The 25,707-nt window shown below is 43.1% G+C and carries 26 protein-coding genes; 25 read left to right on the top strand and 1 reads right to left on the bottom strand.

The features are described 5' to 3' along the window. Positions 1-71: 71 nt before the first annotated feature. Positions 72-650 carry a Crp/Fnr family transcriptional regulator gene (locus D4L85_RS16205; protein ID WP_119755274.1) on the bottom strand — a complete coding sequence of 193 codons (579 nt, stop codon included), beginning with the start codon at positions 648-650 and terminating at the stop codon, positions 72-74. Positions 651-895: 245 nt separating this feature from the next. On the opposite strand from D4L85_RS16205, the gene D4L85_RS16200 reads away from it, so the two are divergent. From D4L85_RS16200 to D4L85_RS16085, 25 genes are all read left to right on the top strand, one after another. Continuing rightward, the gene (locus D4L85_RS16200) at positions 896-1,207 is read left to right on the top strand and encodes a helix-turn-helix domain-containing protein (RefSeq protein WP_119755273.1); all 312 of its coding nucleotides are present in this window, start codon (positions 896-898) and stop codon (positions 1,205-1,207) included. 171 nt (positions 1,208-1,378) lie between these two features. Further along, positions 1,379-1,783, top strand: coding sequence for a plasmid mobilization relaxosome protein MobC (gene mobC, locus D4L85_RS16195; protein WP_119755272.1), 405 nt, complete (start codon positions 1,379-1,381; stop codon positions 1,781-1,783). After that, positions 1,764-3,011 (top strand): relaxase/mobilization nuclease domain-containing protein, encoded by a 1,248-nt coding sequence (locus D4L85_RS16190; protein WP_119755271.1) that lies wholly within the window; start codon positions 1,764-1,766, stop codon positions 3,009-3,011. Before mobC (D4L85_RS16195) ends, D4L85_RS16190 begins: the two co-directional genes overlap by 20 nt. A gap of 13 nt (positions 3,012-3,024) precedes the next feature. After that, on the top strand, positions 3,025-4,962 hold the full coding sequence (gene mobC / locus D4L85_RS16185) for a conjugal transfer protein MobC (protein ID WP_119755270.1): 1,938 nt from the start codon (positions 3,025-3,027) through the stop codon (positions 4,960-4,962). A 19-nt stretch (positions 4,963-4,981) separates the two neighbouring features. Continuing rightward, positions 4,982-5,794 (top strand): RteC domain-containing protein, encoded by an 813-nt coding sequence (locus D4L85_RS16180; RefSeq protein WP_160143774.1) that lies wholly within the window; start codon positions 4,982-4,984, stop codon positions 5,792-5,794. A 451-nt stretch (positions 5,795-6,245) separates the two neighbouring features. Then, the gene (locus tag D4L85_RS16175; RefSeq protein ID WP_119755268.1) at positions 6,246-6,821 is read left to right on the top strand and encodes a hypothetical protein; all 576 of its coding nucleotides are present in this window, start codon (positions 6,246-6,248) and stop codon (positions 6,819-6,821) included. Between the two features lie 20 nt (positions 6,822-6,841). After that, positions 6,842-7,177 carry a DUF4134 domain-containing protein gene (locus D4L85_RS16170; protein WP_119755267.1) on the top strand — a complete coding sequence of 112 codons (336 nt, stop codon included), beginning with the start codon at positions 6,842-6,844 and terminating at the stop codon, positions 7,175-7,177. A 12-nt stretch (positions 7,178-7,189) separates the two neighbouring features. Further along, positions 7,190-7,408: a hypothetical protein gene (locus D4L85_RS16165; protein WP_119755266.1), complete on the top strand. Its 219-nt coding sequence runs from the start codon at positions 7,190-7,192 to the stop codon at positions 7,406-7,408. A gap of 12 nt (positions 7,409-7,420) precedes the next feature. After that, complete coding sequence (locus tag D4L85_RS16160; RefSeq protein WP_119755265.1) at positions 7,421-7,741, top strand: DUF4133 domain-containing protein; 321 nt, start codon at positions 7,421-7,423, stop codon at positions 7,739-7,741. A 4-nt stretch (positions 7,742-7,745) separates the two neighbouring features. After that, positions 7,746-10,226 (top strand): TraG family conjugative transposon ATPase, encoded by a 2,481-nt coding sequence (locus D4L85_RS16155; protein WP_119755264.1) that lies wholly within the window; start codon positions 7,746-7,748, stop codon positions 10,224-10,226. Positions 10,227-10,237: 11 nt separating this feature from the next. After that, positions 10,238-10,933, top strand: coding sequence for a conjugal transfer protein TraI (locus D4L85_RS16150; protein ID WP_119755263.1), 696 nt, complete (start codon positions 10,238-10,240; stop codon positions 10,931-10,933). After that, a complete protein-coding gene (locus tag D4L85_RS34440; protein WP_160143773.1) occupies positions 10,926-11,144 on the top strand; it encodes a hypothetical protein in 219 nt (72 codons plus the stop codon). The genes D4L85_RS16150 and D4L85_RS34440 overlap by 8 nt, the downstream gene beginning before the upstream one ends. A 54-nt stretch (positions 11,145-11,198) precedes the next feature. Further along, a complete protein-coding gene (locus D4L85_RS16145) occupies positions 11,199-11,852 on the top strand; it encodes a hypothetical protein (RefSeq protein ID WP_160143772.1) in 654 nt (217 codons plus the stop codon). Positions 11,853-11,864: 12 nt separating this feature from the next. After that, positions 11,865-12,500 (top strand): TerB family tellurite resistance protein, encoded by a 636-nt coding sequence (locus D4L85_RS16140; protein WP_119755261.1) that lies wholly within the window; start codon positions 11,865-11,867, stop codon positions 12,498-12,500. A gap of 10 nt (positions 12,501-12,510) precedes the next feature. Beyond that, positions 12,511-13,686, top strand: coding sequence for a conjugative transposon protein TraJ (gene traJ, locus D4L85_RS16135; RefSeq protein WP_119755260.1), 1,176 nt, complete (start codon positions 12,511-12,513; stop codon positions 13,684-13,686). Between the two features lie 3 nt (positions 13,687-13,689). After that, the gene (gene traK / locus D4L85_RS16130; protein ID WP_119755259.1) at positions 13,690-14,307 is read left to right on the top strand and encodes a conjugative transposon protein TraK; all 618 of its coding nucleotides are present in this window, start codon (positions 13,690-13,692) and stop codon (positions 14,305-14,307) included. 164 nt (positions 14,308-14,471) lie between these two features. Next, a complete protein-coding gene (locus tag D4L85_RS34435; RefSeq protein WP_160143771.1) occupies positions 14,472-14,717 on the top strand; it encodes a hypothetical protein in 246 nt (81 codons plus the stop codon). A 25-nt stretch (positions 14,718-14,742) separates the two neighbouring features. Further along, a complete protein-coding gene (gene traM / locus D4L85_RS16120) occupies positions 14,743-16,071 on the top strand; it encodes a conjugative transposon protein TraM (RefSeq protein ID WP_119755257.1) in 1,329 nt (442 codons plus the stop codon). Positions 16,072-16,342: 271 nt separating this feature from the next. After that, complete coding sequence (gene traN / locus D4L85_RS16115) at positions 16,343-17,164, top strand: conjugative transposon protein TraN (protein WP_119755256.1); 822 nt, start codon at positions 16,343-16,345, stop codon at positions 17,162-17,164. Between the two features lie 53 nt (positions 17,165-17,217). Beyond that, on the top strand, positions 17,218-18,021 hold the full coding sequence (locus tag D4L85_RS16110) for a hypothetical protein (RefSeq protein ID WP_119755255.1): 804 nt from the start codon (positions 17,218-17,220) through the stop codon (positions 18,019-18,021). A gap of 173 nt (positions 18,022-18,194) precedes the next feature. After that, the gene (locus D4L85_RS16105; protein WP_119755254.1) at positions 18,195-18,614 is read left to right on the top strand and encodes a DUF6943 family protein; all 420 of its coding nucleotides are present in this window, start codon (positions 18,195-18,197) and stop codon (positions 18,612-18,614) included. A gap of 380 nt (positions 18,615-18,994) precedes the next feature. Continuing rightward, on the top strand, positions 18,995-19,852 hold the full coding sequence (locus D4L85_RS16100; protein ID WP_119758825.1) for a DUF932 domain-containing protein: 858 nt from the start codon (positions 18,995-18,997) through the stop codon (positions 19,850-19,852). A gap of 669 nt (positions 19,853-20,521) precedes the next feature. Then, complete coding sequence (locus D4L85_RS16095) at positions 20,522-21,394, top strand: DUF4007 family protein (RefSeq protein WP_228450921.1); 873 nt, start codon at positions 20,522-20,524, stop codon at positions 21,392-21,394. Then, a complete protein-coding gene (locus D4L85_RS16090; protein WP_119755252.1) occupies positions 21,378-24,602 on the top strand; it encodes a hypothetical protein in 3,225 nt (1,074 codons plus the stop codon). Before D4L85_RS16095 ends, D4L85_RS16090 begins: the two co-directional genes overlap by 17 nt. Further along, positions 24,603-25,706 (top strand): phosphoadenosine phosphosulfate reductase family protein, encoded by a 1,104-nt coding sequence (locus tag D4L85_RS16085; RefSeq protein ID WP_119755251.1) that lies wholly within the window; start codon positions 24,603-24,605, stop codon positions 25,704-25,706. It abuts the gene before it with no gap. The last annotated feature ends 1 nt before the right edge of the window (position 25,707 follow it).

Below are 25,707 nucleotides of genomic sequence, written 5' to 3'. Positions count from 1 at the left end.
CTCGACAATAAATTCGTTATCCAGGGTTCAGACTTCTTATACCCTAGGTTCAGACTTTCGCTTAACAAATGTTAAGACCGCTCATTTCGCTTTTTCATTCGACTAAGAGATTGTGGAGCAATTCCTAAGTAGGAGGATATCTGCTCTTGCGAAAGGACTTGTTCGATGCCTGGAAATCCATTAATCAGTTTACGATAGTTCTGGATAGCACTTAAATTTTTCATGTCCTCAATGCGTGCCTGACTCTGCTCAAAGTATTGGTGAAGCACGGCCCTATACAAAATATTAGTCTCCGGATAGGCCTCAAACAACTTTAGGAGGCTGTGATAACTCATGCACAAAAGCTCACTTGGTTCAACCAGCTGAATAAATTCTCTGGAGGCGACTTGTTCAAAAAGACTCTTTCCCGCTACCATGATTCCACCAGCAGGCCAAAGCCATGTAATGTCTTTCTTTCCTTCAAAATAGGTATAGGATATGGCAAATCCGGAATTGATAAAATAGGAATGACCCGCAACATTGGGTGGTTCTAGCAGTACATGATTCTTAGGAAAAGAAAGCTGAATAAGCTCCCTTTCAATGGCATTCCTGAATTCCTCGGAAACAGGGTAAATCCGGTTTAATAATTCAAAGAGCCTTTCTGTGTCCATGATAAAATATTCACCAGTCTAGAGACATTAAGAAACGTATGACCACCTCTTTTTACCTTCTCGCTTATAGGCTCTCAACCCCTACCCCTATTGGCCTGAAAATTTTCCGCAATCATTTTCAGTTTATGGAAAAATGTTTTTTTATCCTGATCCTGAATCATTTAGGGGGGTACCGTACCCTTTGTATCTGGTTTGCGAAGTCCCCAACTGAGTTCTTTGTACTGGATCGCTAATCGTAACGCTATATGACAACAACAGAAATAACACAGGAAAAACTGGAGAATTTCAAGCGGGACCTGCTTCGGGAAGTCAGAAAAATGGTGTCAGAAAGTCAGAGCCCTCCCACTCGTAAGTGGCTGAAGACTCAAGAAATTCTGAAGATGCTTTCCATCTCCCAAGGCACGCTGCAGCACCTCCGAATCAAAGGGATCTTGCCTTTTACTAAAATCGGTGGAGTTATTCTTTACGACCGAGACGAAATTGAAAAAGTGCTCCGGGACAATAAAAGTAATCGGGATTTCCCTTCCCGAAAGAACAATCCCTGGCGAAAAATCTAAGGATATGACACCCAAAGCAACAACCCTCCTGCTTATACTCGATGCCGTCTTTTCGGCATCAGCAAGATGTACAAATGCTGGCGCATTTGTTCTCTTGCCCCTCACCGCATTCGCGCTTCGGGGATCGAAGCCTCGGAACTCGGCTTCTGTGTCCACTTTAAATATTAAATCATGACGCGCAAAAAAGTTGAAGCTGATGAAAAGCTCATTCACAAAATCACCATAAGAGTGTCTGACCCTTTTCTTAAGAAAATGGAAGGATGGCTTTCAAAAAGCAATAGCAACTCACTTGGAGAGTTAGCTCGCCTGATCCTGTACAAAGAGGAAATTATATGGTATCACAAAGACGAATCGAAAGAAACGCTATCGGTCGAAATGACAGCAATCAGAAAAGAGTTGAATGCCATTGGCACCAATATTAACCAGGTCACACGCTATTTCAACAGCACCACCATCCCCGCGCAAAAAATATTTGAAGCGCTGAAGGTACTGGACGAGTACAACAAGGTGAAAAGTGTGGTAGAAAAGCTAACTGTACTGATCAATCAACTTAATAATGGTCGCCAAAGTGATTAGTGGAAAAGACATACAAGGTGCCCTTAATTACAACGAGCACAAGGTCCTCGAAGGGAAGGCGGAATGCATTATGGGCAACCTGTTTAAAGACGAAGTCGGTAAGCTTACGTTCTATGATAAGCTCAACCGGTTCACCGATCTCAATAACCGGAACAAGCGTACCAAAACCAACACGCTTCATATCTCGCTCAATTTTGACGCGACCGAAAGATTAAAGGTTAGTGAGCTCAATGCAATAGCCACCACGTACATGAACAGAATCGGTTTTGGCGATCAGCCTTATCTAGTATACGAACACAAGGATGCAGCGCACCAGCACGTCCATATCGTGACCACCATCATAAAAAAGGATGGTAAGAGAATCCCGATTCACTATCTGGGAAAAAACGAATCCGAAAAAGCGAGAAAGGAAATCGAAAAGGAATTTAACCTGGTTGTTGCCGAAAAGCAGAACAAGAGTAACGATGTTGTCATTCAACCGGTGAATATCGAAAAAGCGATTTACGGCAAGTCCCTAACCAAGAAGGCGATTTCAAATGTGGTAAACGCGGTGACACGATCCTACAAGTACACCTCCCTGCCGGAATTGAATGCCGTCCTCAGGCAGTTCAATGTTGTCGCAGACCGCGGCAATGAGCAATCAAAGATGTTTGAAAAGAAAGGACTTCTCTACTCCATGGTGAATGAAAAGGGCGAACGGGTAGGCATCCCTATAAAAGCAAGCTCCATTTGGGGTAAGCCCATGCTGAGTTACCTGGAAAAGCAATTCAAACTCAATGAAGTCCTTCGTCAGCCGCAAAACGAAAAGCTAAAGGTACTTATTGACAAGGCTCTGCGTGATAATTCGATTTCAACGCGTGAGAAACTGATAAAAGTATTGCTAAAGAACAATGTGCATACCATCCTCCGAACGAACCCACAAGGACGCACGTATGGAATCACCTTCATCGATAATACAAACAGGACCGTGTTTAATGGTAGTGATTTGGGGAAAGCCTATAGCGCCAGCGCTATTATGGAGAGACTCACCATGAACGAAGATGCGGTAAAACCTTTCCGTCCGGGATTCTCACGAGTCGATCCAATCACAGATGATCATACATCCACCTCATCCGGTGATTCTTTGTTACAGCAGCTCATCCAATCGGAGCACACCCTATCCGCAAATCCAGATGCCGCATTACGGTTAGGAAGAAGAAAAAAAAGAAGAAAAGGTCTTCGCCTCTAAAACAATGTGAATTATGTCAACTGGAGAAAACGAACAGGCACTACGCAAGATCATCGATATGACAAGGATATGCAGTATGGTTATTCTTTGCATGCATTTCTATCATTACTGCCACCCTGCACTTTATAAGTGGGGCTATACTCAGGAATTCACAGATCGTATCATGACCAATGTTTCCAGAACGGGATTGTTCAATTCGATCTGGAATTCCAAGCTGCTTTCACTACTGTTTCTCTTTACCTCCCTGATAGGGGCAAAAGGTAAAAAGGAAGAAAAGATAAGCTTGAGGTACTCTGCTATCCTGATGGTGACTGGCGTATTGCTATTCCTGCTATCGCATCTCATCTGGTATTTCCACCTGTCACGACTGATCATGACCGCAGTCTATATACTCATAATGACCTCAGGGTATATCATGATCCTCACCGGAGGAACGTGGTTATCGCGGTTGATCAAACTCCAGCTTCGTAATGACATTTTCAACTCTCTGAATGAGTCTTTCCCCCAGGAGGAACGATTGATTGAAAATGAATACTCGGTGAATCTTCCGGCACAGTATAAACTCAAAGGAGTGATTCGAAAAAGCTGGATTAATTTCATCAATCCTTTTCGTGCATTGCTGGTCATTGGCACACCTGGCGCAGGTAAATCCTACTTCGTCATCCGGCACGTCATTACCCAGACGATAAAGAAAGGCTTTTGCATGTTCATCTATGATTTCAAATTCAGCGATTTATCCATCATCGCCTATAACACGCTGGTGAAGTATGCCAGCCGCTACAAGATAAAACCGAAATTCTATGTCATCGCCTTTGATAAGATCTATCACCGATGCAATCCGCTCGATCCGGCTACCATGGAAGACATCACCGATGCAAGTGAATCCTCGCGGACAATCATGTTGGGGCTTAACAAAGATTGGATAAAGAAGCAGGGCGACTTCTTTGTAGAGTCACCTATCAATTTTGTAACCGCTGCTATTTGGTTTCTGCGAAAGTACAAAGACGGTATTTACTGCACCTTGCCCCACGTGATTGAGTTGATGCAACTGGAGTACCGGACACTGTTCCCGCTCCTCCGTACCGAACCGGAAATCGATGTGCTCATCAACCCCTTTGAATCGGCTTACCGACATGAAGCTTGGGAACAACTCGAAGGCCAGATTGCATCTGCAAAAATTGGTATGGCGCGTCTCTCTTCACCTCAGCTTTATTATGTGCTTTCCGGGAACGATTTCACCCTCGACATTAATAATCCGAATGAACCGAAAATTGTTTGCATGGGGAATAATCCGCAGAAGCAACAAATCTTCGGAGCCGTCCTTTCGCTCTACATATCTCGTCTCATCAAGCTGGTCAACAAAAAGGACAAACTGAAATGCAGCATCATTGGGGATGAGTTCCCAACAGCCTATTGGGGTTCCATCGACACGCTTATCGCGACAGCGCGTGCCAATAAGGTGGCAGTAACACTGGCTGTACAGGACTATTCTCAATTGAAGAAAGATTACGGGCGCGAACAGGCGGAGGTCATCATGAATATCGTAGGCAATGTCATCAGCGGCCAGGTGGTAGGTGACACAGCAAAATCGCTATCAGAACGTTTTGGGAAAATTGTTCAGGAACGCGAAAGCGTCTCTATCAATCGAATGGACACTTCCGTCAGCCGCTCTACGCAAATGGATTCGGCCATCCCACCTTCCAAGATTGCTTCCCTTTCATCAGGGGAATTTGTAGGCATGGTGGCCGACAATCCCGACCAGAAGATCGAGCTCAAAGTGTTTCATTCCGAAATCCTCAATGATCACCGGGCCATCCGGAAGGAAGAAGAAGCCTATCTGCCGATCCCAGAGGTACGGAAGGTTACTCCCCAGGAAATCCAAAATGTATATCTCAACATCAAAGAGGATATCAAACTCATCATTGAAGATCGACTACCAGAAGCAGCATAAACCTATAACATGTTATTGTATGGATATTACAACATTCGCTGAAGGACTACAGAACAGGCTGACAGAATTCGAATCCACGGAAAGTACGACCGATCTGACTCAAACAGGCAAGGTGCTTTCTTTCGTGCATCAATTGTTGCATGAACTAAAAACGTTTACGCTTACATACACCTTTCAGGGTGCTGTTGAGGAAATTCATTTTTTCAAGAATACGAAACCCGTGCTACTCAGCCAGTATTATTACTACAAACGAAAATTTGCGATTCAGGTCTTTGATGCCTTTCGCGACCGAAAGAGTCGGCTGGAGAACTATAACAAAACACTAAGAAAAATGCAGACATATATCCTGAGCAACCGGGACTTCTATGAGTATTGTATATCAGGAAATTCATACTTGGACAATGCATACTTTAAAAGAAGTGCCGTGCCCACGGTTTTGGCAATCAACCATGACCAGCAATTTGCTACCGGATTTGACATAAAGCTCTCAAAGATACTAGCAAATGAAATGATCAAGTCCTATGTGCAGGATTGTATCAGGACACTTCAGAAGGACAACTCGACTTCCGCCCAGTCATCCCTTACATGGACTGCTCCTAAAACGGACTTGGTTGAATTGATTTATGCCCTTCACGAAGTCGGTGCGTTCAATAATTCAACGTCTGATGTCCGAAGGATTGTGGAAACGATGGAAGCGTTATTTAATGTCAATCTTGGCAATTACTACAGGACATTCCTGGGGATTCGAATGCGTAAGACCGGCCAGACCGCTTTTCTGGATCAACTGAAAGGCCGGCTCATGCAACGAATGAGTGAGATGGAGGGAAAATAGATGGCGGGAAGGAAGACATTGATATCAATAATATTTCTGAAAATTGTTATTTCTAATAATAAATAGAAATATTGACGAGATTTCTGGGCTTTAAAGCCCATTTTAACAATGGCGAGGCAAAACAAATCAGAATGTTTGAACAGTATCTCAAACAGGTAGAACTATAGCAATCCCGTACAATGCCAAAGGCATCGTAAAATCTTTCGACTCGATCCATTTCTTCAAGCGGGCTTGCTTCCACATGGAACATAACCGAATCAAATTAAATCAATGCTTACTGCGCAAGGGAAGAATTTCATAGTATCTGCTTCCTTTTGGCGCTCGCTATTGAGAGGAACAAATATTGATCCCTACAGCCTCAGAAAAATAAATCGCACGCAACTTGCTGCAAGTTGTGCATAGTACTTTTTAAACTGACTGATTTTCGCCTTCGAATCAAACGCGAAGGCATATGTTCAACTTTATCTCCTGGCAATCATTCCTTACCCTCACAACACTTCTTGTTGCGGGTTACTACTCGATCACTTCACTCATGCTGTATCGCAAAGAAATTGCCGATTGGGTAAAATCTTTGTCTCACCCTTCTATCCCATCCCCTTCAGCTGAACCCGAACTAAAAGAACCCATCGAAAATCTCATGGGTGTTGCGCAGGCTTTGCCTGAGTCGTATGCAATCCGTTCCTCAGAAATCTCGTCAGAAGATATCATCACATCCGGCAAGGATGAAGAACCAGAAACAATTCATAGCGGAGAGAAAGACCAGCTCTTGATCGGAACAGTAGCTGACCTGCTGGAGGAAATCAAAACGCTCATTCAACTCATTGCAGAATATGGGACGGGTAAGTCGGAAAGCGAAGCATTGTTCAATGCATTGTTTATCCGCTACCCCCATCTGCAAAATACCTCCTATCCATTGGCGATCAGCTTCTACATCTGCGATGCTTCCAAAGAGCAATTCGCCTTTGAGCTCTCCTCCGATGAAGTAATGAGTTGGTGGAATCTCACCTCGCAATCCGCAAACAAATAATCATTCAAATCAAAACTTTTATGCTATCAAAAACTAAAACACAAATCATCTTCAGGAAAGGCAAGGCCTTCTTTGTGGCACTCACAGTCTATTCGCTCACTTACCTGCAAGCCTATGCACAGGATGGCAACGCGGGTATTAACGAAGCCAACATGCGCGTTCGAAGTTACTTCGACACGGGAACTAATCTCATGTATGCCATCGGTGCAGTACTCGGTCTCATCGGTGCTGTGAAAGTATATCAGAAATGGAATGGTGGCGATCCCGACACGGGCCGCGTTGCAGCCGCGTGGTTTGGCAGTTGCATATTCCTGGTGGTCGTTGCTACCGTGCTGAAGTCTTTCTTCGGAGTGTAAGCAATGGCGATTATGAAATCCAAACACAACAAACCGACCAAAGACGATCGCTCCGAAGATCAGCTTGAACGTGAGATCGACATCCTCGAAAAGATGTGGGATCGAAAACTTGAAAAAGGTGACGATGAACTTTATGAAAGCGCAAATCGCCATCGCGCGAATCCAGAAAAGAAAACGGATATCCCGGACGATAAGCCTCTCAGGAATCGCAGAAAAGGAAGAGGAATTTAATCACGAGCAACTATGAATAGTGTATACAAAATCAACAAAGGCATCAACAAGCCTATTGAATTCAAAGGCTTGAAAGCCCAATACATTGGATACCTCGGTGCAGGCATAGTGCTGCTACTGGTGGTGTTCGCGGTACTCTACATCGCTGGAGTAAACATGTTTGTCTGTCTGGGAATCATTGCCCTTCTCGGAACACTGCTTTTCATTGGCATCTATAAACTCAGCGACAGCTACGGGCAACACGGCCTTTTAAAACGGCTTGCCCGCAGAAACATCCCCGACAGTCTGGTTGGGAACACCCGGACTCTTTTTATCCAACTCAAAAAAATGTAACACCATGTCACAAAGTATTCCATTGCTCAAAACATTTCCCATCTATAAAGTAGAACACGACTGCATTCTCTCCAAACAGGGAGACATCACGCTTGCCTACGAAGCATTCCTGCCGGAAATATTCACACTCTCTAACCAGGACTATGAAGCCTTTCACCAGGTGTGGATTAAGGCCATTAAGGTTCTTCCAAAGAACGCAGTTTTCCATAAGCAGGATTGGTTCTTTTCTCAAAAACACAAAGCGGATTTTGAAAATACCGATCTCTCTTTTCTGTCCCGTTCTAGCGAACGTTTTTTTAACGAACGCCCATTCCTGCAACACAAATGCTACATTATGCTTACACAGAAAGCAATGGACCGGAAACAGTCGAGCTCCATGTTTTCAAATCTTCTTCGAAGCAGCATTGTGCCACAAGAGACCATCAATCCATTGCGCACACAGGAGTTCCTGGACTGTGCCGGTCAGTTCGAACGCATTCTTTCCGACAGCGGCTTTGTAAAGCTGAATCGGATTGATAACGATCAGCTTGCCGGAACCGCGCGAAGTGCAGGACTACTCGAACGATACTGCTTTTTACTGGCAGAAGACGAAGCCCCCATGATCAAGGATATTCATTTCAAAGACGGACTTAAAATCGGTGATCAATATTGCCAGCTCTATGCACTCTCGGATGTGGAAGATCTTCCTGGTCTTTGCGGATCACGCATCAACTTCGACAAGTATTCTTCAGATAAAACCAAATTCAGCATCGGCTTTGCCTCACCACTCGGCCAGCTTCTTTCCTGCAACCATATCTACAATCAGTACATTCTTATTGAAGATGTGCAGAAGACCATAAAGCTATTGGAAGCCAAGCGTCTTCGCCTCCAATCGCTTTCCACCTATTCCAGGGAAAATGCCATCAGCCGGGATGCGACCAGTGACTTTTTAAATGAAGCCATTGGTTCACAGCGTCAGCCTGTGAAGGCACACTTCAACGTCATGGTGTGGACCGATAACAAGAGCGATCTCAAGGAACTCAAAACACAGGTCTCTTCGGCATTGGCACAGATGGATGCCGTAGCCAAACAGGAAATGGACGGGGCTCCACAGATTTTCTGGGCAGGTATCCCTGGCAACGAAGCGGACTTTCCAATGAATGATACCTTCGACACGTTTGCTGAGCAAGCTACTTGTTTTCTTAACCTGGAAACTTCTTACCGCTCTTCCATTAGTCCGGTAGGAATACGCATGGGGGATCGTCTTACCGGCAAACCGGTTCACGTGGACATTTCCGATGAGCCGGTCAAGAGGGGGATCATCACCAACCGGAACAAGTTTATCCTGGGTCCCTCCGGAAGTGGAAAATCATTCTTCACCAATCACATGGTGCGATCCTACTACGAGCAAGGAACTCACATTGTACTGGTGGACGTAGGACATTCCTACAAAGGTCTCTGTGATCTGGTCAACGGCTATTATTTCACCTACACGGAAACAAGTCCGATCAGGTTCAATCCGTTTTACATTTCAGAAGGCGATATACTCGACACTGAGAAAAAGGAAAGCATTAAAACGTTGCTGCTGGCCCTGGCCAAGAAGGACGATGAAACATTTAGTCGCTCTGAATATGTCGCGCTGTCCATTTCCCTTCAGATGTATTACGATAAGCTAGCCAAGAACAAAAAGCTATTTCCCTGTTTCAATACATACTATGAATTCGTACGCGATGAATTTGTCAAAGTCCTCAAGGACGACAAGGTCAAAGACAAAGACTTTGATGTTGAAAACTTCCTTTACGTACTGCGTCCGTACTACAAGGGAGGTGAGTTCGATTACCTCCTGAATGCAAGTGAAAACCTTGATCTGCTCACGGAACGCTTTATCGTCTTTGAGCTCGACAACATCAAAGACCATCCGATTCTTTTCCCGGTGGTAACAATCATCATCATGGAGGTCTTTATTTCCAAGATGCGCAAGCTCAAAGGGATCCGGAAAATGATTCTCATTGAAGAAGCCTGGAAGGCGATCGCAAAGGAGGGAATGGCTGAATACATCAAATACCTGTTCAAGACCGTGCGCAAGTTCTATGGCGAAGCCATTGTCGTGACGCAGGAAGTCGAAGACATTATCAGTTCACCGGTGGTGAAACAAGCCATCATCAACAACTCCGATTGTAAAATATTGCTGGACCAAAGCAAGTACCAAAACAAGTTTGACCAGATACAGGAACTGCTGGGACTTACCGACAAAGAGAAAGCGTTGGTGCTTTCCATCAACAAAAGCAATGACCCCTCACGTAGATACAAGGAAGTGTTTATTAGTCTGGGTGGAGTGCTTTCGAAAGTATATGCCACTGAGGTATCGCTCGAAGAGTACCTGGCTTACACCACTGAGGAGTCGGAGAAAATGAAAGTGCAGGCCTATACCAAAAAATGGGGCGGTGATATCCGTAAAGGAATTGCTGCGCTGGCCAATGACATTCGTTTAGGAAACGCAGCTTAACCGGATTGACTATGCAATGGATCAGACTAAAACTCTTTGTCCTGATAATCGCGATCGTATGCCTTACCGCCACGCCAACGAAAGACGCGCATGCCGTCATTCCGATTGTAGCGATCATCAAAAAAGCAGTGATCCAAGTCATCAAGGCATTTGACCTGATGATTCAGCGGCTACAGACAAAGACGATCTGGCTTCAGAATGCGCAGAAGGTACTGGAAAATAAATTGTCCGAACTAAAGCTCACCGAAATTGCCGAGTGGACCGAGAAGCACCGAAAGATCTATGAAATCTATTATGATGAATTGTGGCAAATCAAAAACACACTGGCTGCCTATCAGCGAATCAAACAGGTTATCGAAAAACAGAAACGGATTATTACCGAATACAATCGCGCATGGAATCTGGTGAAACAGGATAATCATTTTACCGAACGGGAGATCGATTACATGTATCGTGTTTACAAGGGCATCCTCAATGAAAGCATGCGAAACCTGGATCAGCTGGTGCTGGTCATCAATTCATACAAAACCAAAATGACAGATGCGCAGCGTCTCGCCATTATCATGCAAACCGGTGAGCGGATTGAACAGAATCTGATGGATCTGCTGGAATTCAATATGCATACCTATCAGCTCAGTATCAGCAGGGCGAAGACGCAGAATGAGATCGATCGGGTGAAAAAAATATACGGCCTGAAAAATGAATAGTGCAACCCTTCAAAGCGTACCGCAGCACATCAGCAACCTGATTGTAATAAGCTTTCGGTTCAGTCATCCGCTCAGCCAGCTAACTACCATCCGGGAGAAGATCATCGCACGCGGTTTCCAATCCTTTGACAAATCCGACATCAAAGATGAACTGGGAAGGTTACAGCACCTTGGCGGGCGAGCTTCACGGGGAGATGCTTCGCCTGCATGATTTACTCAAAGAGATAAAGTGAAAACCAAAGACAACGATAATAAGACAATAGCCATGAAAAAGATCGGAATGACAATAGGGATGGTACTATGCTGCGTCATCGTCCTGGCGCAGTCGCCAAATTTAAACGAATGGCTTAGGCAAAAGAAAACTCAGCGTAAATACCTGATCCAGCAGATCGCAGCCCTCAAAGTCTACCTCGAATATCTGAAGACGGGATACAAGATTGTAGACAAAGGCCTGACCGTCATTGGTGATATTAAAGACGGTGCGTTCAACCTTGACAAGGATTACTTCAATTCTTTAAAACAAGTCAATCCACTAATCAGGAAATCACCCAAGGTGAATGAAATCCTCATGTACCAGCAAACCATCATCAATGAATTTAAGCGCCTGATCGACTATTGCAATTCGGATAGTCACTATACCACCGGTGATATCAACTATGTGAAGGCAGTATATAATGGCATGCTTTCAGAAGGAAACAATGCAGTAGATGAACTCACCTTCATTACCACCGCAGGTGAAGCCGAAATGAAAGACGATGAACGGCTTGAGCGTTTGGACAAAGTTCATGCTGACGTGCAAGATCAGTATGCGTTCACCAAAGACTTTGTAGCCGGTACAAAAATGCTCGGCCTTCAAAGAGCCAGGGAGCAGCATGAAATTCAATCTATAAGGAAGCTCTATACGATCAATAATCCATAAACAACCTGTTCTATGAAAAGGATAAAAATACTTATGGTGGTTGTCATCACAATGATCAACATCCGTTTGGCAATTGGGCAGGCGCAGGAAATACAGCAGCTTGTTCTGAACTATACCAAGCTTAAACAGCTGGAAGAGATTCTGGATAACATGTACAAGGGATATAAAATACTAACCAAGGGATACAACACCATCAAAGACATATCGGAAGGTAACTTCAATTTGCACCGGACATTTCTGGATGGATTATACGCGGTTAGTCCCGTAGTCCGGCAATATAAACGAATACCCCTAATCATTCAGTATCAGGAAATGATTGTCAAGGAGTATAAGCGGGCATACGAGGTATTTCGAAACGATCCCAACCTGACGGTAAGAGAAATCAAATACCTCAACAACGTATACAGCTACCTCTTCAAGCAGAGTTTGCGCAATCTGGATGAACTCATCACCATCGTAACGGCCTCCAAGATACGCATGAGTGATGAGGAACGAATCAAATCCATTGACAGAATTTATCTCGAAATGGAAGAGAAGGTAATTTTTCTAAAGGTATTTAACGGTAACACGAAAATACTGGTGATAGAGCGGGCTAAGGCCCGGCATGAAGTCAACACAAATAAGAAACTCCACGGAATAGCTCCTTAACAAAAATAATATGAAAGACAGGTTTTTAAAGACCGCCGTCATCGCGGTCACGGGAATACTATTTCCACTGTTTTCCAGCGCACAAACATTCGCAGGAGAAATTCACAGCATGCAGAGTGTACTCGACCAGCTGTACGAGGACATGATCCCCTTATGCTATCAGCTCATCGGTGTAGGCCAGGGCATCGCGGGTTTCGCAGCCCTTTGGTACATCGCCTCGCGCGTATGGCGTAACATCGCGAACGCCGAGCCTATCGACTTCTATCCATTGCTTCGTCCTTTCGCCATAGGACTTGCTATACTGCTGTTCCCCTCAGTACTCGCGGTGATCAATGGTGTGCTGCAACCAACCGTGACAGGCACAGCCGCCATGGTAACCAATTCAAATAATGCCATTGAATATCTGCTCGAAGAAAGGGAGAAAGCTATTCAAAACACAACTTCATGGCAACTGTTTGGTGATGAAGGAACGCACGGCAAGTGGTATAAATATGAAAACCCAGAGGGTGGTGACGAAGATCCTGATTTGTTAAGCAATGGATTGAAATTCCTGATGGCCAAGACGGCCTATGGAATCAAGAATCTCATCAAGCAATGGCTTTCCGAGATACTCGAGATTGTATACGAAGCGGCAGCGCTTTGTATCAATACACTTCGAACGTTTTACCTTATCGTACTGGCTATCCTGGGACCATTGGTGTTCGGCCTGTCGGTATTTGATGGGCTTCAAAATACACTCACCGTTTGGATCGCCCGGTACATCAATGTCTTCCTTTGGCTGCCAGTCGCCAACATCTTCGGGAGTATCATCGGCAAGGTGCAGGAGAACATGCTCAAGATTGATATGCAGCAAATTGAGCGGTATGGAGATACCTTCTTTAGTGCTGCTGATACGGCATATATCATCTTTCTCATCATCGGTATCATCGGCTATTTCACTGTGCCTTCCGTGGCAAGCTATATCGTTCATGCCGGGGGGAATAATACACTACTGCACAAGGCAACAAATCTTTTTGGCGGTGCTACAAGTAGTTCTGCTTCCATGGTCTCTTCAACAGCCGGTAGCGTTGCGAGCTCCTTCAAATCAACTTCAGCCAATCAGGAAAAAGCATCCGCAGCAAAAAGCGAAGGATCAAACTCATCCAATGGCTTTATGCGCGACAAGCTTTCTGGCAATAAATCATAACCCATGTTTCAGCAACTCAAAAATATTGACACTGCCTTCAGCCATGTTCGCCTCTTCACACTGGCAATCATACTGGCTTGCGTATTCATCTGCTGCTATACGGTGTACAAGAGCTACGCACTCATCACCAGCACGCAGCAACGAATTTACATTCTCTCCAATGGCAAAGCATTGGAAGCCTATTCCGCTGAGAGAAAGGATAACGTGCCGGTCGAAGCCCGCGACCATGTTAAAATGTTTCATCACTACTTCTTTACGCTCGATCCGGACGACAAGATGATTCAGGGAAACGTCAGCAAGGCCTTATACCTGGCGGACATCTCGGCAAAACAGCAGTACGATAATTTGAGAGAGAATCGGTACTACTCCAATATCATTTCAGGTAACATTAGTCAGACTATTGAAACCGACAGCATATCCATCGACCTTAATAGCTACCCGTATCACTTCGCCTACTACTCCAAACTCCGGATTCTGCGAGCTACTTCCATTGTCATCCGTAGCCTGATCACTGAGGGACATTTACGAAACGTAGCACGATCCGACAATAACTCTCATGGATTCCTGATCGAGCGATGGAACACACTGGAAAATAAGGACATCAAAACCATTAACCGATAACGCATATGAAAATCAATGACAAAATCGAAAACGCTAAACGTCAATTGGCAAACCGACTTAGTGCCGCCAGTGAACAGTATTCATCGAAAACCAAAAAGTGGACATTAATCACCGCAGGTCTTTGCTGTGCCTTCGTCTGCCTTTTGCTGATGATACTGCCATTCATGGAACCACAGAAAGGCAAATTGAATAAGAACGCTGTGATACCGGCCGTCATCGGCCTACCTCAACCTGGACCATTGCTCACACACAAGGATCAGGAGGTTCTGCAAGGCTTTATTCAGACAATGGACAGTCTCAAGCGCGTGGACAGAAATACGTATGACAACGCTATAAAAGGCCGGGAGGGAATGATCGACAGCATACTGTTCCTCTTGAGGTACTCCGGCCACGAGCTCATCAACAAATAAACTAACAACATTAAAATTAATCACTATGAAAACGCATTCACAACAATTCTTACAACAACGCAGGTTCTATATGGTACTTCCGCTTCTGGTGCTTCCATTTATCACGATGATCTTCTGGGCACTGGGAGGCGGCAAAGGCGGGGAAGTGCAAGCTCAGCCAGTAAAGTCTGGACTAAATATGGAATTGCCCGGAGCACACTTTACAAAGGAAGATGAACTATGGGACAAGTTCAGTCTCTACGAACAGGCCAAACGCGACTCGCTGAAAATGGAGGAAGCAAAACGAAACGATCCTTACTATGTCATGGCCACACTGGAAGGCGTCAATAGCAGCGATACGATTCCGGGAGAGAGCAACCTCAACACATCACTCGGCACAAAGGACCGCTATACACAAATCGATCGGGACGAGAAAGAGATTACCAAAAAGCTTGAATTGCTGACAAAGCAATTGAAGTCGGAAGAGTCTAGGCCGTTACCGGCACCAGCGTCATTAACCACTACTACTCCGGTTGAACAATTACCGACAGAACCCAGCATTGCTTCCGAAGATGTCAGGCAGCTCGAAAAGATGATGCAGATGATGAATGAGGAAAATTCGAGCGATCCCGAAATGCAGCAAATGGATGGGATGCTCGAAAAGATTCTTGACATCCAGCACCCGGATCGTGTAAGGGAGCGAATCAGGGAACAAAGCCTGCTCCATCAGCAGCAGGTTTACAGGGTAGAGACTACTCCCCAAGCCGATAATATCTCCATCATGGGCAACAGTCCCGCATCCCTTACCACTACGGATTCAATAGTGACCACACCGATGGCGGTAAGTACGCAAAGTCAGGTTGGCTTCTACGGACTGAGCGATGAAACCGGCTTAGAGTCCGAAGAACCAAACGCAATTGACGCAGTCATCCATGACACGCAAACGGTCGTTGCCGGCTCAACTGTCAAAATGAGGTTGCTCGCAGATGTATATATCCATGGAGAGCTCATTGAACAGGGTCAGTTCATATATGGTGTATGTTCCATTAGTGGAGAACGACTGACTATTCAAATCACTTCCATACGTGATGAACATTCCCTGTTTCCTGTTGCATTGGACGCATTTGATTTGGACGGCTTACCCGGCATCTATATTCCAGGAGCCATTTCGCGAGATGTAGCCAAGCAAGCCACAAGTCAGGGTATTCAAGACATTCAAATGTATTCTATGGACAATTCGCTTGGAGTTCAAGCCGCGACAGCAGGCATTGAAGCTGCGAAGGGTCTGTTCAGCAAAAAGGTCAAGTTGATCAAAGTCACACTCAAGGCAGGATACCAGATCCTGCTAAAAGATAAAAACGCATCGAGGGTCTAATCAAAATCAAAAACAATCAAAACAAAAAAAATATTCGAAGGCCATTGCCTATAGCCACGCTTTATCTAAAACAAAATAAACACTATCACTTTAAACATTTAATACCATGAAAAAGAAACTTGTAATGATCGCGTTCGTGTTGGGATTCTTTGCCAACCTCTATGTTAAAATCTACCTCTGGATAACAGGTATCAGTGATTTAATGTACTGACCTTCATCCTACACTAATTAGCTCAGTTAGAAAACAATTTCATCATCAAACACACTTGCTATGTTGCTAAAATTAAAATGCTTAGTCACAACAGTACTTCTCAACACGATACTGTTGTATTCATTCGCGCAGCCGCTGGTTGAAGTCTCGTCTAACAAAACATCCACGATTGTTTTTCCAGCATCCATCACCACGGTAGATCGTGGCAGCAGGGATGTACTGGCACAGAAAGCAAAAGGAGTAGACAATGTGCTTCATCTGAAAGCTGCCAGGGTAAATTTCAAGGAAACAAACCTTACGGTGATCACCACCGATGGGACGCTACACGTCTTCATGATCAGGTATTCGGACAAGCCCGGAACATTGACTGTCAATGCTCACGGAAATACGCCCTCCGAGAGTCCTGCATCACCCATTCAATTTGTATCGGAAATGACTTCCTCGGAGTTGAAGTCGCACGTGGAGAACATCCTGAATAATCCTTCAGGGCATTCGATGAAAGGCGCCAGCCATTTCGATATGCGTCTGGCGCTTCAGGACATTTACATCGAGGGAAACACCCTGTTCTTTCATTTGAAACTGGCCAACAACTCCAACATCCCTTTTCATACCGATGTGCTACGCTTCTATGTGAAAGACAAGAAGAAACCGAAACGCACCGCCACGCAGGAAGTGAGCCAAATGCCAATATATCATTATGGCAACGCTTTCGTCATCAATGGCAAGTCTACTGAAGAACTGGTATACGCGCTTCCAAAATTCACGATCCCCGATGCAAAAATGCTCACTATTGAATTGATGGAGAAAAATGGAGGAAGGCATCTTCACCTGAAGATCAAGAACAAGTCCTTGCTCAAAGCACAACCAATTCCCGTTGACTAAGGAACGGTATTGAATGCTCTTAGATACGCAATCACAATTTAACATAAGTAATCATGAATATCGAAAACGCAGAATATCTCAAAAGACAGGTGTATTACCTGGGATTTGGCGAGAATCTAAAGGAGGACCTGGAGAAAAACCTGAAGGCCGGAAAAGACAAATTTGAATTGCCCTTCACCGCAGAATTCAACAAAGGGGAAAAGAAGCAAGTGGTGGAATACAATCTGAATTTTTCGAAGTCCAATCAGAACGATATGTATTTTCTCAACAACTACAAGGCCACCTTAAAAGACGAAAACCCAGAGAAGGATAAATCACAAACCTTTTACGTCAACAAATCCAATAGCGTCACCGCGAAGGAAGCTTATAATCTATTGGATGGAAGGGCAGTTCATAAGAAGTTGGAAAACCGGGAAGGTGAACCTTACGAAGCTTGGCTTCAATTGGAAAACAAGAAGCAGGACAATGGCAATCATGCTGTAAAGCAATACCATTCCGCGTGGGGATATGACCTGGACAAGAACGTATCCAAAATTCCGACGAAGGAACTCGACAGTCCTGAACAAAAGGAGCGTCTTATGAAGTCGCTTGAAAAAGGCAACCTTCAGCAGGTAACATTGAACCTGGCAGGGAAAGAAGAGAAAGCTTTTCTGGAAGCTAATCCCAAAGACCGAAACATCATTCTCTATGATGCGAACATGATCAAACAAAATCAAGGAGTGCGGGAACACAAAGGAGAGTCTCAGGGACAACAACAGGGTGAGAAAGCGGAAAGCAAATCGGAGTCGTCAAAAAAAGAACAGAAAACAGAACCCGACGGGGGGAAGAAATCGAAAGGTAGAAAGATGTCCGTGTAGACAGTTCTGTGCAGGTCTTTCATTTTTATTTCCACTTCGCAAAGCAAGGATCAGTATTTTCCATGTCAAGGGCAGACAAGTGCCGGGTGTTTTATTATTTTTTGCCCCGGCACCCTTGACATTGGAAAATGCTTATCCCTATTGCTGCTCTGTTTCAACAAAAAGGATAGACCATGCAAGATCTCAAAATCCAACTTCACCTTTCCACCGCCACATACAATCAACCTCATTTCTTCATCCAATCAAATGGATATAATGCGGGCAGGCCTTCAGCGAAACCATACAACAATTCCTATGTGCTTCTGGTCAATGACGAAGTGGAAAAGGGGATGCTATTTTGGATATGCTTCAGTCTTTGGAAAACAAACCGTTTTGTACCACTATTAGAAGGATCAGGTCATCCGGTTTTGAACTCAAAGCTTGCAGAAAATCTAATCGATAAGACCTGCAGGAAGCTCAGTGAGCAACCTGGTAATTTCCTATCCAACGTAAAGGAATTGAAGGAATTGATTCAGACAGAAAATCTCCTGGCAGCGCAGATCAAAATGATTAAGCACATCAAGAAAGCGCTAACAAAGAAAATGCTGCGATAGAGTGCCAAGTCGAGCTTCATTGGAACAATAACTCCATTCAGTCTACTACCATCCAATCTCTCTAAACTTTATTACTAAGCTTCCAAAAGGAATGATTCCGATCGGATAATAGGTCATTCAAGGGAATCATCTCCAATAGAGTTCCGTAATTAAGCGTGAGGAAGTTGTGCTCACATTTTTATCAGCAAATCTCGGATTTGTTCCCGGACTTCCAGCCAAAAGCTTCCGGCATAAAACGGAACCTGCCTACGGCCTGCCTTCCAATTTATTCCTTTGCCTTTTGGCGGAAGCTCTTTTGATATGGTCTTTCAGCTTGTGTAGGTCCGGTAAAAATCCGGTGGTGATAGCATTAAAAAATGTTCAATCAAACAATTAATGCTATGAAAAACAATGAATCAATCAACCTGAAAAATCAATTGCAGAATGACAACGTATTTGTCAAAAATGAATTGATTAGTCTTTCAACCATCACCGGTCTTTCGTCAAGAAAGGGACTTGAGAAAGCAATTATTTCAGAAAATCAAATCGTCAATGTGGTAAGTAACTCTTATGGACATTTGCCCAATGAGAAGTTCTTTTACGAAGTAGAAGCTAAGCTAATCGATGCCGGGTTGGGATACATAAACCGATCCATTAACAGGGACAATCGATCCTTCGCAGTAGACTACATTCTATCAGATGACAATTGGTTGGTAACTGTCAAAAATGGAAACGACAGGCTGCGTCCAATGCTACGATTTACCAACAGCTATGATGGGTCCTGTAAAACATCCGGACATTTTGGATTTTATCGTGAGGTTTGTACTAATGGTTTACACATCGCGCAATCTACCATCGGATTCAGCGTAAAACATAAAGGCAACATTGCACAGGTAATCATACCCGAAATTAAATTACTGGTTGATAAGTTTATGAACAACGAGTTCTATAGCCTGCATCGGAAATTCGAAGTACTGGCTGAAAGGGCCATTAACGACTTGAATGATTTTGTCAAGATTACAGCTGAGCATTTCAAATTGTTTCAGTTTGAATGCAGTGAAAAGAATACAAGTCCTTCTATCAATGCAAGAATGGTATTGGATATCATTCAGAGAGAAAGTGTCATGTTGAATTCCGAACCTAACCTATGGCATGGCTATAACGCCTTCAATGCCGTACTTCATAACAAACTCAAAAAAACTTTTGAAGTTCAAAAGAGATTGGATGAGAAATTATTTGACCATCTATTGACCTACTGAAGCAAAAGGAGCCAGCAATGCTGACTCCTTTATTTTTTGTTCACATATTAGCGGTATCCTTGCCTTTTGAGCTAAATTTAGTCCTAGTTATCATTAAATGAACTGAACCGGAAAGGTCGGGGCTGGATAGGGAAAAAGATGTATCCAAAAAACGCAGGTTCGCGGCTACTAGATATCACGTCCTGAGTACCCGCCAGCCAATGATTTTTCCCGCTAAACCCATACCTGATGCTATTGCTCAATGGCCCCGAAAACGCATCTAATTCACATGAACAATGTCCATTCTAGGTTTGTTAAAAATAAACTAATATAATTAGCTCATTTATTATAAAAACTAGTTATATTAGTTAAATGGTACACTTTAAAATGAAATTAAATATCTTTTTCTTAACGCAGCAACCAGCGGCCGGGAGACTTGGAGTTTAAAAAATCGAGATCGATCTTATTGGAAAGTGGGAGTGTTTTCCGTGCCTCCAAACATCGCCGTGGGGCGTAACCCATGTTCCGATCGATCTCAACATGTTGACGGACGAAGATTCAGTAAAAAAATGGCCCAAACCATAGTAAAAAAGCAAGAATTAAGGGAATATAAAGCCAATTAATCTTATTTTGTAGGTAGGTTTACGTTATCTATTTTTTAAGCGTTAAATGATCAAACACAACCAGAAAATGACCTTCTCAGGTCATGAGACCTTTCAATGCCGACACCTTTGGTTAAAAAAAGGGTACGACTTCGTCTTTCAACAAAATTCTTTTTCCTCAGATGACGCGGTGGTTACACTCGGCGTGGGCCGGAACATGGTCAACTCGATTCGATTCTGGATGAAAGCTTTTAATCTATTGGATACACAGGATCAGCTGACGACATTCGCCCATAAACTATTCTCAGACGAGACAGGATGGGATCCTTATCTTGAAGATGAGGCCAGTCTATGGCTATTGCATTATCATCTTGTTAAATCAGGCTTTGCCTCCACTTATTCGATCATCTTCAATGAACTCAGAAGGGAAAAGATTGAGTTCATGAAATCGAATTATGTGTCGTTCTTGAAAAGAAAGGCAGATGCGGAGAAGACCTTTCAAATCAACGAAAACACTGTTAATGAAGATTTTTCTGTAATGGTCAAAATGTACATGCGATCTGATGCGACCACAAAGGACAAAGAGGAAAGATATCTGGGATTGCTTTCTGAGTTAGACTTAATCAAAATCTTCAGCAAAGGTAAGGATGATTTTTATGTAATCGAAAACACGGAGCGCGAACACATACCTGTTGAAATATTCCTATATACGCTTTTAGACAATGAATCGTACGGAGAGTCAGTTAGCCTTAGTAGTATTGAAAATGATCACGACAGTGCTGGCGCCGTATTCGCCATAAACCGAGCAGGTATTGTATCGAAAATCGAAGAGCTACTTTCGATACAGCGATACAATAACTATATAACATTTAAAGATCACGCAGGCGTAAAAGAACTACAGTTCAAAAGAAAACCGAATCCGAATTCGATATTAACAACCTACTATGCCAACGCCAATTAAACATACTACATCGATAAATATCATTCGCGATTCATCTCGAAATCTTAACTACATACCAACTCCCAATGGAATATCGGTGGTAAACCAGATTTCGAATGATTTCAAGAAAGGCATACGGTCCTTCAACATCATCGGTTCCTACGGAACGGGTAAATCCTCATTTTTGTGGGCATTGGAACAAAGCCTGCTCGGCAAACAAAAGTTTTTCAAACCAAATTTCCTACCAAATCCCAAAGTGAAGTTTATTCATTTTGTAGGAGAGTACGGTTCTATCATTAATCATTTCGCCGGGTATTTCGACCTTGATCTTAGGAAACTTGAAAATGAAAATATTCTTCTGGAGATTTTTGCAAAGTACAAGAACCTTGGAAAAAACCATCCACTGCTTGTCATAGTAATCGATGAGTTTGGAAAATACTTGGAGTATGCTTCCGAAAATTTCCCAGAGCGAGAACTCTACTTTGTCCAACAACTGGCTGAATTCGTCAATAATCCGGACAACAATATCATATTAGTCACTACGCTGCATCAAAATTTTGAGGCGTATGCCTTGGCACTAAACCGCACGCAAAAGGCAGAATGGACGAAAGTTAGAGGGCGGTTTCGAGAGCTAACATTCAATGAGCCTGTTGAGCAATTACTCTTTCTCGCCGCTGAACACTTGAAAGTCAAGACCACCGCAAAAAACCGAGAGAACGAAATAAAATCATCATTGTCTCTATTAAAAAAGTCTCGCGCATTTACGGTTAATTACCAATACAGCTCCGAAGTAGCCTATAAACTATATCCGCTCGATATTCTCTCCGCTCACGTACTTACTTTGTGTCTACAACGATACGGACAAAACGAGAGATCGTTGTTTTCATTCCTCGAATCCGCTGACCGTACCAGCTTAAGTCAATTCGATTCAAAACGTAGTCTGTTTTACAATATCGCCAACGTCTACGATTATTTTATTTATAACTTTTATTCGTTTATCAGCTCGCGCTATAATCCCGATTTTGCTGCTTGGGCATCGATAAAGGACACTTTGGATAATGTTGAGCGCACTTTCGACGTCAACATTGAATATTATTCCAAAATCGTCAAAACGATAGGACTATTGAATATCACTGCAGTGATGGGGGCTGAATTGGATGCCACTTTTCTTATTCGGTATAGTGAGATTTGTCTACAGATTCCGACGGCGGAGAAGATAATTGAAGACCTCAAGTTAAGGAAGCTGATTGCCTACCGAAATTACAACAAACGCTTCGTCTTACTTGAAGGAACGGATCTTGACATTCCCTCGGCCCTGCAAGAAGCCGGAAATCGAGTTGACGAGATCAATGATGTTGCTACATTACTGAATCGGTACTATCAGTTGCCTCCAATGTACGCAAAAGCCTACTATTACAAGACAGGTACGCCGCGGTTGTTTGAATATAAAATCACAGAGTTCCCATTTGACGAACCACCACGGGACGAGATCGATGGATTTATCAACTTGGTCTTTAGTGAAAAAATGTCTTTAGATGACGTCATTGCAAAGTCCCTCGAACAAACAGAAGCCATTATATATGTCTTCTATAAAAACTCTCGAGTAATTAAAAACCTATTGTTTGAGATCGAGAAAACTAAAAAAGTGATTGACGACAATGCTACTGATCGAGTTGCAACGAAAGAGCTTAATCAAATATTTCTTCATCAAAAGCTCCTCCTTAATCACTATATTATTACCAACCTATATGCAAAAAAGTCAGAGGTGACTTGGATATATCAGGGTAAAGTCATCAAAATTCAGAGCAAAAGAGTATTTTCAAAATTTCTCTCTGAAGTTTGCTTCCAGATTTACTATAGTGCGCCAGTATTTAAGAACGAGCTAGTAAACAAACATAAAATATCCAGTTCTATATTTCAGGCTCGAAAGTCATATTTTACAGCCCTTGTAGATAACTGGAATCAACCTGACCTGGGATTCCATGAGGATAAATTCCCCGCGGAAAAGACTATCTACCTGACGCTCCTCAAACAAAACGGCATAAAACTGTATTCAGACGAAAGTGAGCATGTCGTGCAATTGTCCAGGAAGTCCTCATTCATCCATGTCTGGAAATACTCCATTGACTTTCTAAATAGTGCAAAAAAGACAAGAAGGTCGATCAATGAATTTATAGAACCATTGACACGGAAGCCTTTCAAACTGAAACAAGGTCTTATCGATCTGTGGATTGCATCGTTTCTTTTTGTCAAGAGAGATGATTTTGCTCTATTTAATGAATCTGGATTTATCCCTAACCTCACTGAGGAGGTACTCGATCTTCTTGTAAAGAAGCCTTCAGATTTTGAGCTAAAGACATTCGATATTGAAGGCGTCAAGCTCGACATTTTCAATAGTTATAGAATGTTCCTTAATCAAGACTCCAAGGAAAAGATTAATACCAACACCTTTATAGAGACCATAAAACCGTTTCTCACCTTTTATCGAAATCTCCCTGAGTATTCGCGTGGGACAAAAAGACTTAAGTCCGAAACGATCGCAGTTCGTGAAGCTATCGCGCAAGCCAAAGATCCGGAGAAGGCGTTCTTTGAAGATTTTCCCAACGCACTCGGCTATTCTGTTGAGGACCTTCAACAGAATAAAACCGATCTGAAAAACTATATCACCAAACTTCAGGAAGCAATCCGGGAATTGCGTACCGCTCATTCGAATCTTATTTTGAGATTTGAAGAATTCATTCAAACCGAGATTATTGGCGAGGATTCTCCTTTTGAGGTTTATAAAAAGAAGCTTCAGGATCGTTACAAAAAATTGAAAAAGCATCTTTGTCTCCCACATCAGAAAACGTTTATAAATCGAGTTGATTCTCCGTTAAGCGACCGTGATGCCTGGCTGAACTCACTCACACAGTCAATCCTTACAAAGAATCTTGACGTGATGAAAGATGAGGACGAAATCGTCTTTTACGATAAGTTCAAAAACATGATTCTTGAACTGGATTCACTAACCTCTTTACTTAAAGACGATATTGATGCAGTTAATGAAGACGTGTTCGGAATTGAAATGAATTCCTTTAATCATGGTTTACAAAAGAAATTAATCCGCTATCCCAAGAGCAAAAAAAAGGAGATTCACGCAATTGAAGAAATTATCAAAAAGAAATTAGGTTCGGATCAGACTGTTAACATCGCTGCGTTATCCAATATTCTACAAGACCTTATAAGTTAGATGAAGAAACTAAGACACGTACTAGGAATATCGGGAGGCAAGGATAGTGCCGCGCTGGCAATATACATGCGAAATAAATTTCCTGATATCGATATCGAGTACTACACATCAGATACTGGAAAGGAATTAGATGAGACCTATCGCCTCGTTGAAAACCTGGAGGGGTACTTAGGAAAAAAGATTGTTCGCCTAAAGGCGTTCGAGGATAGCCCCGAAGCACCATTTGACCATAAGCTAAAATCGCTTGGTGGTTTTTTACCGTCCCAAAGATTTCGGTGGTGTACTAAAACATTGAAACTTGATGTTTTCGAAAGATTTGTCGGCGATGACCCGGTGATTTCTTATGTTGGCATTCGTCACGACGAGGCTCGTGAAGGTTATATTTCAAAAAAGGACAATATCCAATCTATTTTCCCTTTTAGAAGAAATATCTGGAGCGAGGATGTTATCAACAAATTGTTAGCACCTGCGAATTTAAATGAAGTGATTTCTTGCTTAGAACGCGTCATAGATAGCAGTAAACAAGACCGATTCAAACATCTTCTTAAATCTACTACATCATTGACTTTCACGCGAGAGAAAAAATTGGATAGATTGTTTGACCTAGGTGTTCCAGACTTTAATTATCTCGTCTTCAATTTTTTACAAAGTACTGCTTATCCGTTGTCTAAATGTGATTCTTTTCCTTTACTCGATAAAGTAGATGTTCAAATTCGTGAGGATGTATTTAAAATATTGGAGGATTCTGGCGTGGGTATTCCAGGTTACTACAAGGAAATTGACTTCGAAGTCAACGGTAAAAAGTCCAGCTATTGCCGGAGTCGTTCGGGTTGCTATTTTTGTTTTTATCAACAAAAGATCGAATGGGTCTGGCTGTATGAACAGCATCCGGATAAATTCAAACTCGCAATGGAATACGAGAAGGACGGCTACACATGGAATGACGACCTTTCATTAGGGGAACTCATTCAACCTGAGCGTATCGTTGCAATTAAAGAGGAGTATATCAAACGCAGTGCAAGGACAAAAAAAGGTTCATCCGGGCTCTTGGTAGATATCTTGGAGGATTCCGAGGCAGAAGGTTGCGCAAGTTGTTTCATCTAAC

The sequence above is a fragment of the Chryseolinea soli genome, assembly GCF_003589925.1.
GTDB classification, from domain to species: Bacteria; Bacteroidota; Bacteroidia; order Cytophagales; family Cyclobacteriaceae; genus Chryseolinea; species Chryseolinea soli.
Note: the sequence above shows the minus strand (reverse complement) of the source record. Positions and strands in the feature narration are given on the sequence as shown.

Coding starts and splice junctions, on each gene's coding strand:
- D4L85_RS16155 (WP_119755264.1), top strand. CDS start 7,746: ATGTCACAAAGTATTCCATTGCTCAAAACATTTCCCATCTATAAAGTA.
- D4L85_RS16180 (WP_160143774.1), top strand. CDS start 4,982: ATGGATATTACAACATTCGCTGAAGGACTACAGAACAGGCTGACAGAA.
- D4L85_RS16150 (WP_119755263.1), top strand. CDS start 10,238: ATGCAATGGATCAGACTAAAACTCTTTGTCCTGATAATCGCGATCGTA.
- traN (WP_119755256.1), top strand. CDS start 16,343: ATGTTGCTAAAATTAAAATGCTTAGTCACAACAGTACTTCTCAACACG.
- D4L85_RS34440 (WP_160143773.1), top strand. CDS start 10,926: ATGAATAGTGCAACCCTTCAAAGCGTACCGCAGCACATCAGCAACCTG.
- D4L85_RS16205 (WP_119755274.1), bottom strand. CDS start 650: ATGGACACAGAAAGGCTCTTTGAATTATTAAACCGGATTTACCCTGTT.
- D4L85_RS16090 (WP_119755252.1), top strand. CDS start 21,378: ATGCCAACGCCAATTAAACATACTACATCGATAAATATCATTCGCGAT.
- D4L85_RS16190 (WP_119755271.1), top strand. CDS start 1,764: ATGGTCGCCAAAGTGATTAGTGGAAAAGACATACAAGGTGCCCTTAAT.
- D4L85_RS16105 (WP_119755254.1), top strand. CDS start 18,195: ATGCAAGATCTCAAAATCCAACTTCACCTTTCCACCGCCACATACAAT.
- traM (WP_119755257.1), top strand. CDS start 14,743: ATGAAAACGCATTCACAACAATTCTTACAACAACGCAGGTTCTATATG.
- mobC (WP_119755272.1), top strand. CDS start 1,379: ATGACGCGCAAAAAAGTTGAAGCTGATGAAAAGCTCATTCACAAAATC.
- D4L85_RS16110 (WP_119755255.1), top strand. CDS start 17,218: ATGAATATCGAAAACGCAGAATATCTCAAAAGACAGGTGTATTACCTG.
- D4L85_RS16170 (WP_119755267.1), top strand. CDS start 6,842: ATGCTATCAAAAACTAAAACACAAATCATCTTCAGGAAAGGCAAGGCC.
- D4L85_RS16160 (WP_119755265.1), top strand. CDS start 7,421: ATGAATAGTGTATACAAAATCAACAAAGGCATCAACAAGCCTATTGAA.
- D4L85_RS16085 (WP_119755251.1), top strand. CDS start 24,603: ATGAAGAAACTAAGACACGTACTAGGAATATCGGGAGGCAAGGATAGT.
- D4L85_RS16140 (WP_119755261.1), top strand. CDS start 11,865: ATGAAAAGGATAAAAATACTTATGGTGGTTGTCATCACAATGATCAAC.
- D4L85_RS16200 (WP_119755273.1), top strand. CDS start 896: ATGACAACAACAGAAATAACACAGGAAAAACTGGAGAATTTCAAGCGG.
- D4L85_RS16095 (WP_228450921.1), top strand. CDS start 20,522: ATGACCTTCTCAGGTCATGAGACCTTTCAATGCCGACACCTTTGGTTA.
- D4L85_RS34435 (WP_160143771.1), top strand. CDS start 14,472: ATGGAACCACAGAAAGGCAAATTGAATAAGAACGCTGTGATACCGGCC.
- D4L85_RS16175 (WP_119755268.1), top strand. CDS start 6,246: ATGTTCAACTTTATCTCCTGGCAATCATTCCTTACCCTCACAACACTT.
- traJ (WP_119755260.1), top strand. CDS start 12,511: ATGAAAGACAGGTTTTTAAAGACCGCCGTCATCGCGGTCACGGGAATA.
- mobC (WP_119755270.1), top strand. CDS start 3,025: ATGTCAACTGGAGAAAACGAACAGGCACTACGCAAGATCATCGATATG.
- D4L85_RS16145 (WP_160143772.1), top strand. CDS start 11,199: ATGAAAAAGATCGGAATGACAATAGGGATGGTACTATGCTGCGTCATC.
- D4L85_RS16165 (WP_119755266.1), top strand. CDS start 7,190: ATGAAATCCAAACACAACAAACCGACCAAAGACGATCGCTCCGAAGAT.
- traK (WP_119755259.1), top strand. CDS start 13,690: ATGTTTCAGCAACTCAAAAATATTGACACTGCCTTCAGCCATGTTCGC.
- D4L85_RS16100 (WP_119758825.1), top strand. CDS start 18,995: ATGAAAAACAATGAATCAATCAACCTGAAAAATCAATTGCAGAATGAC.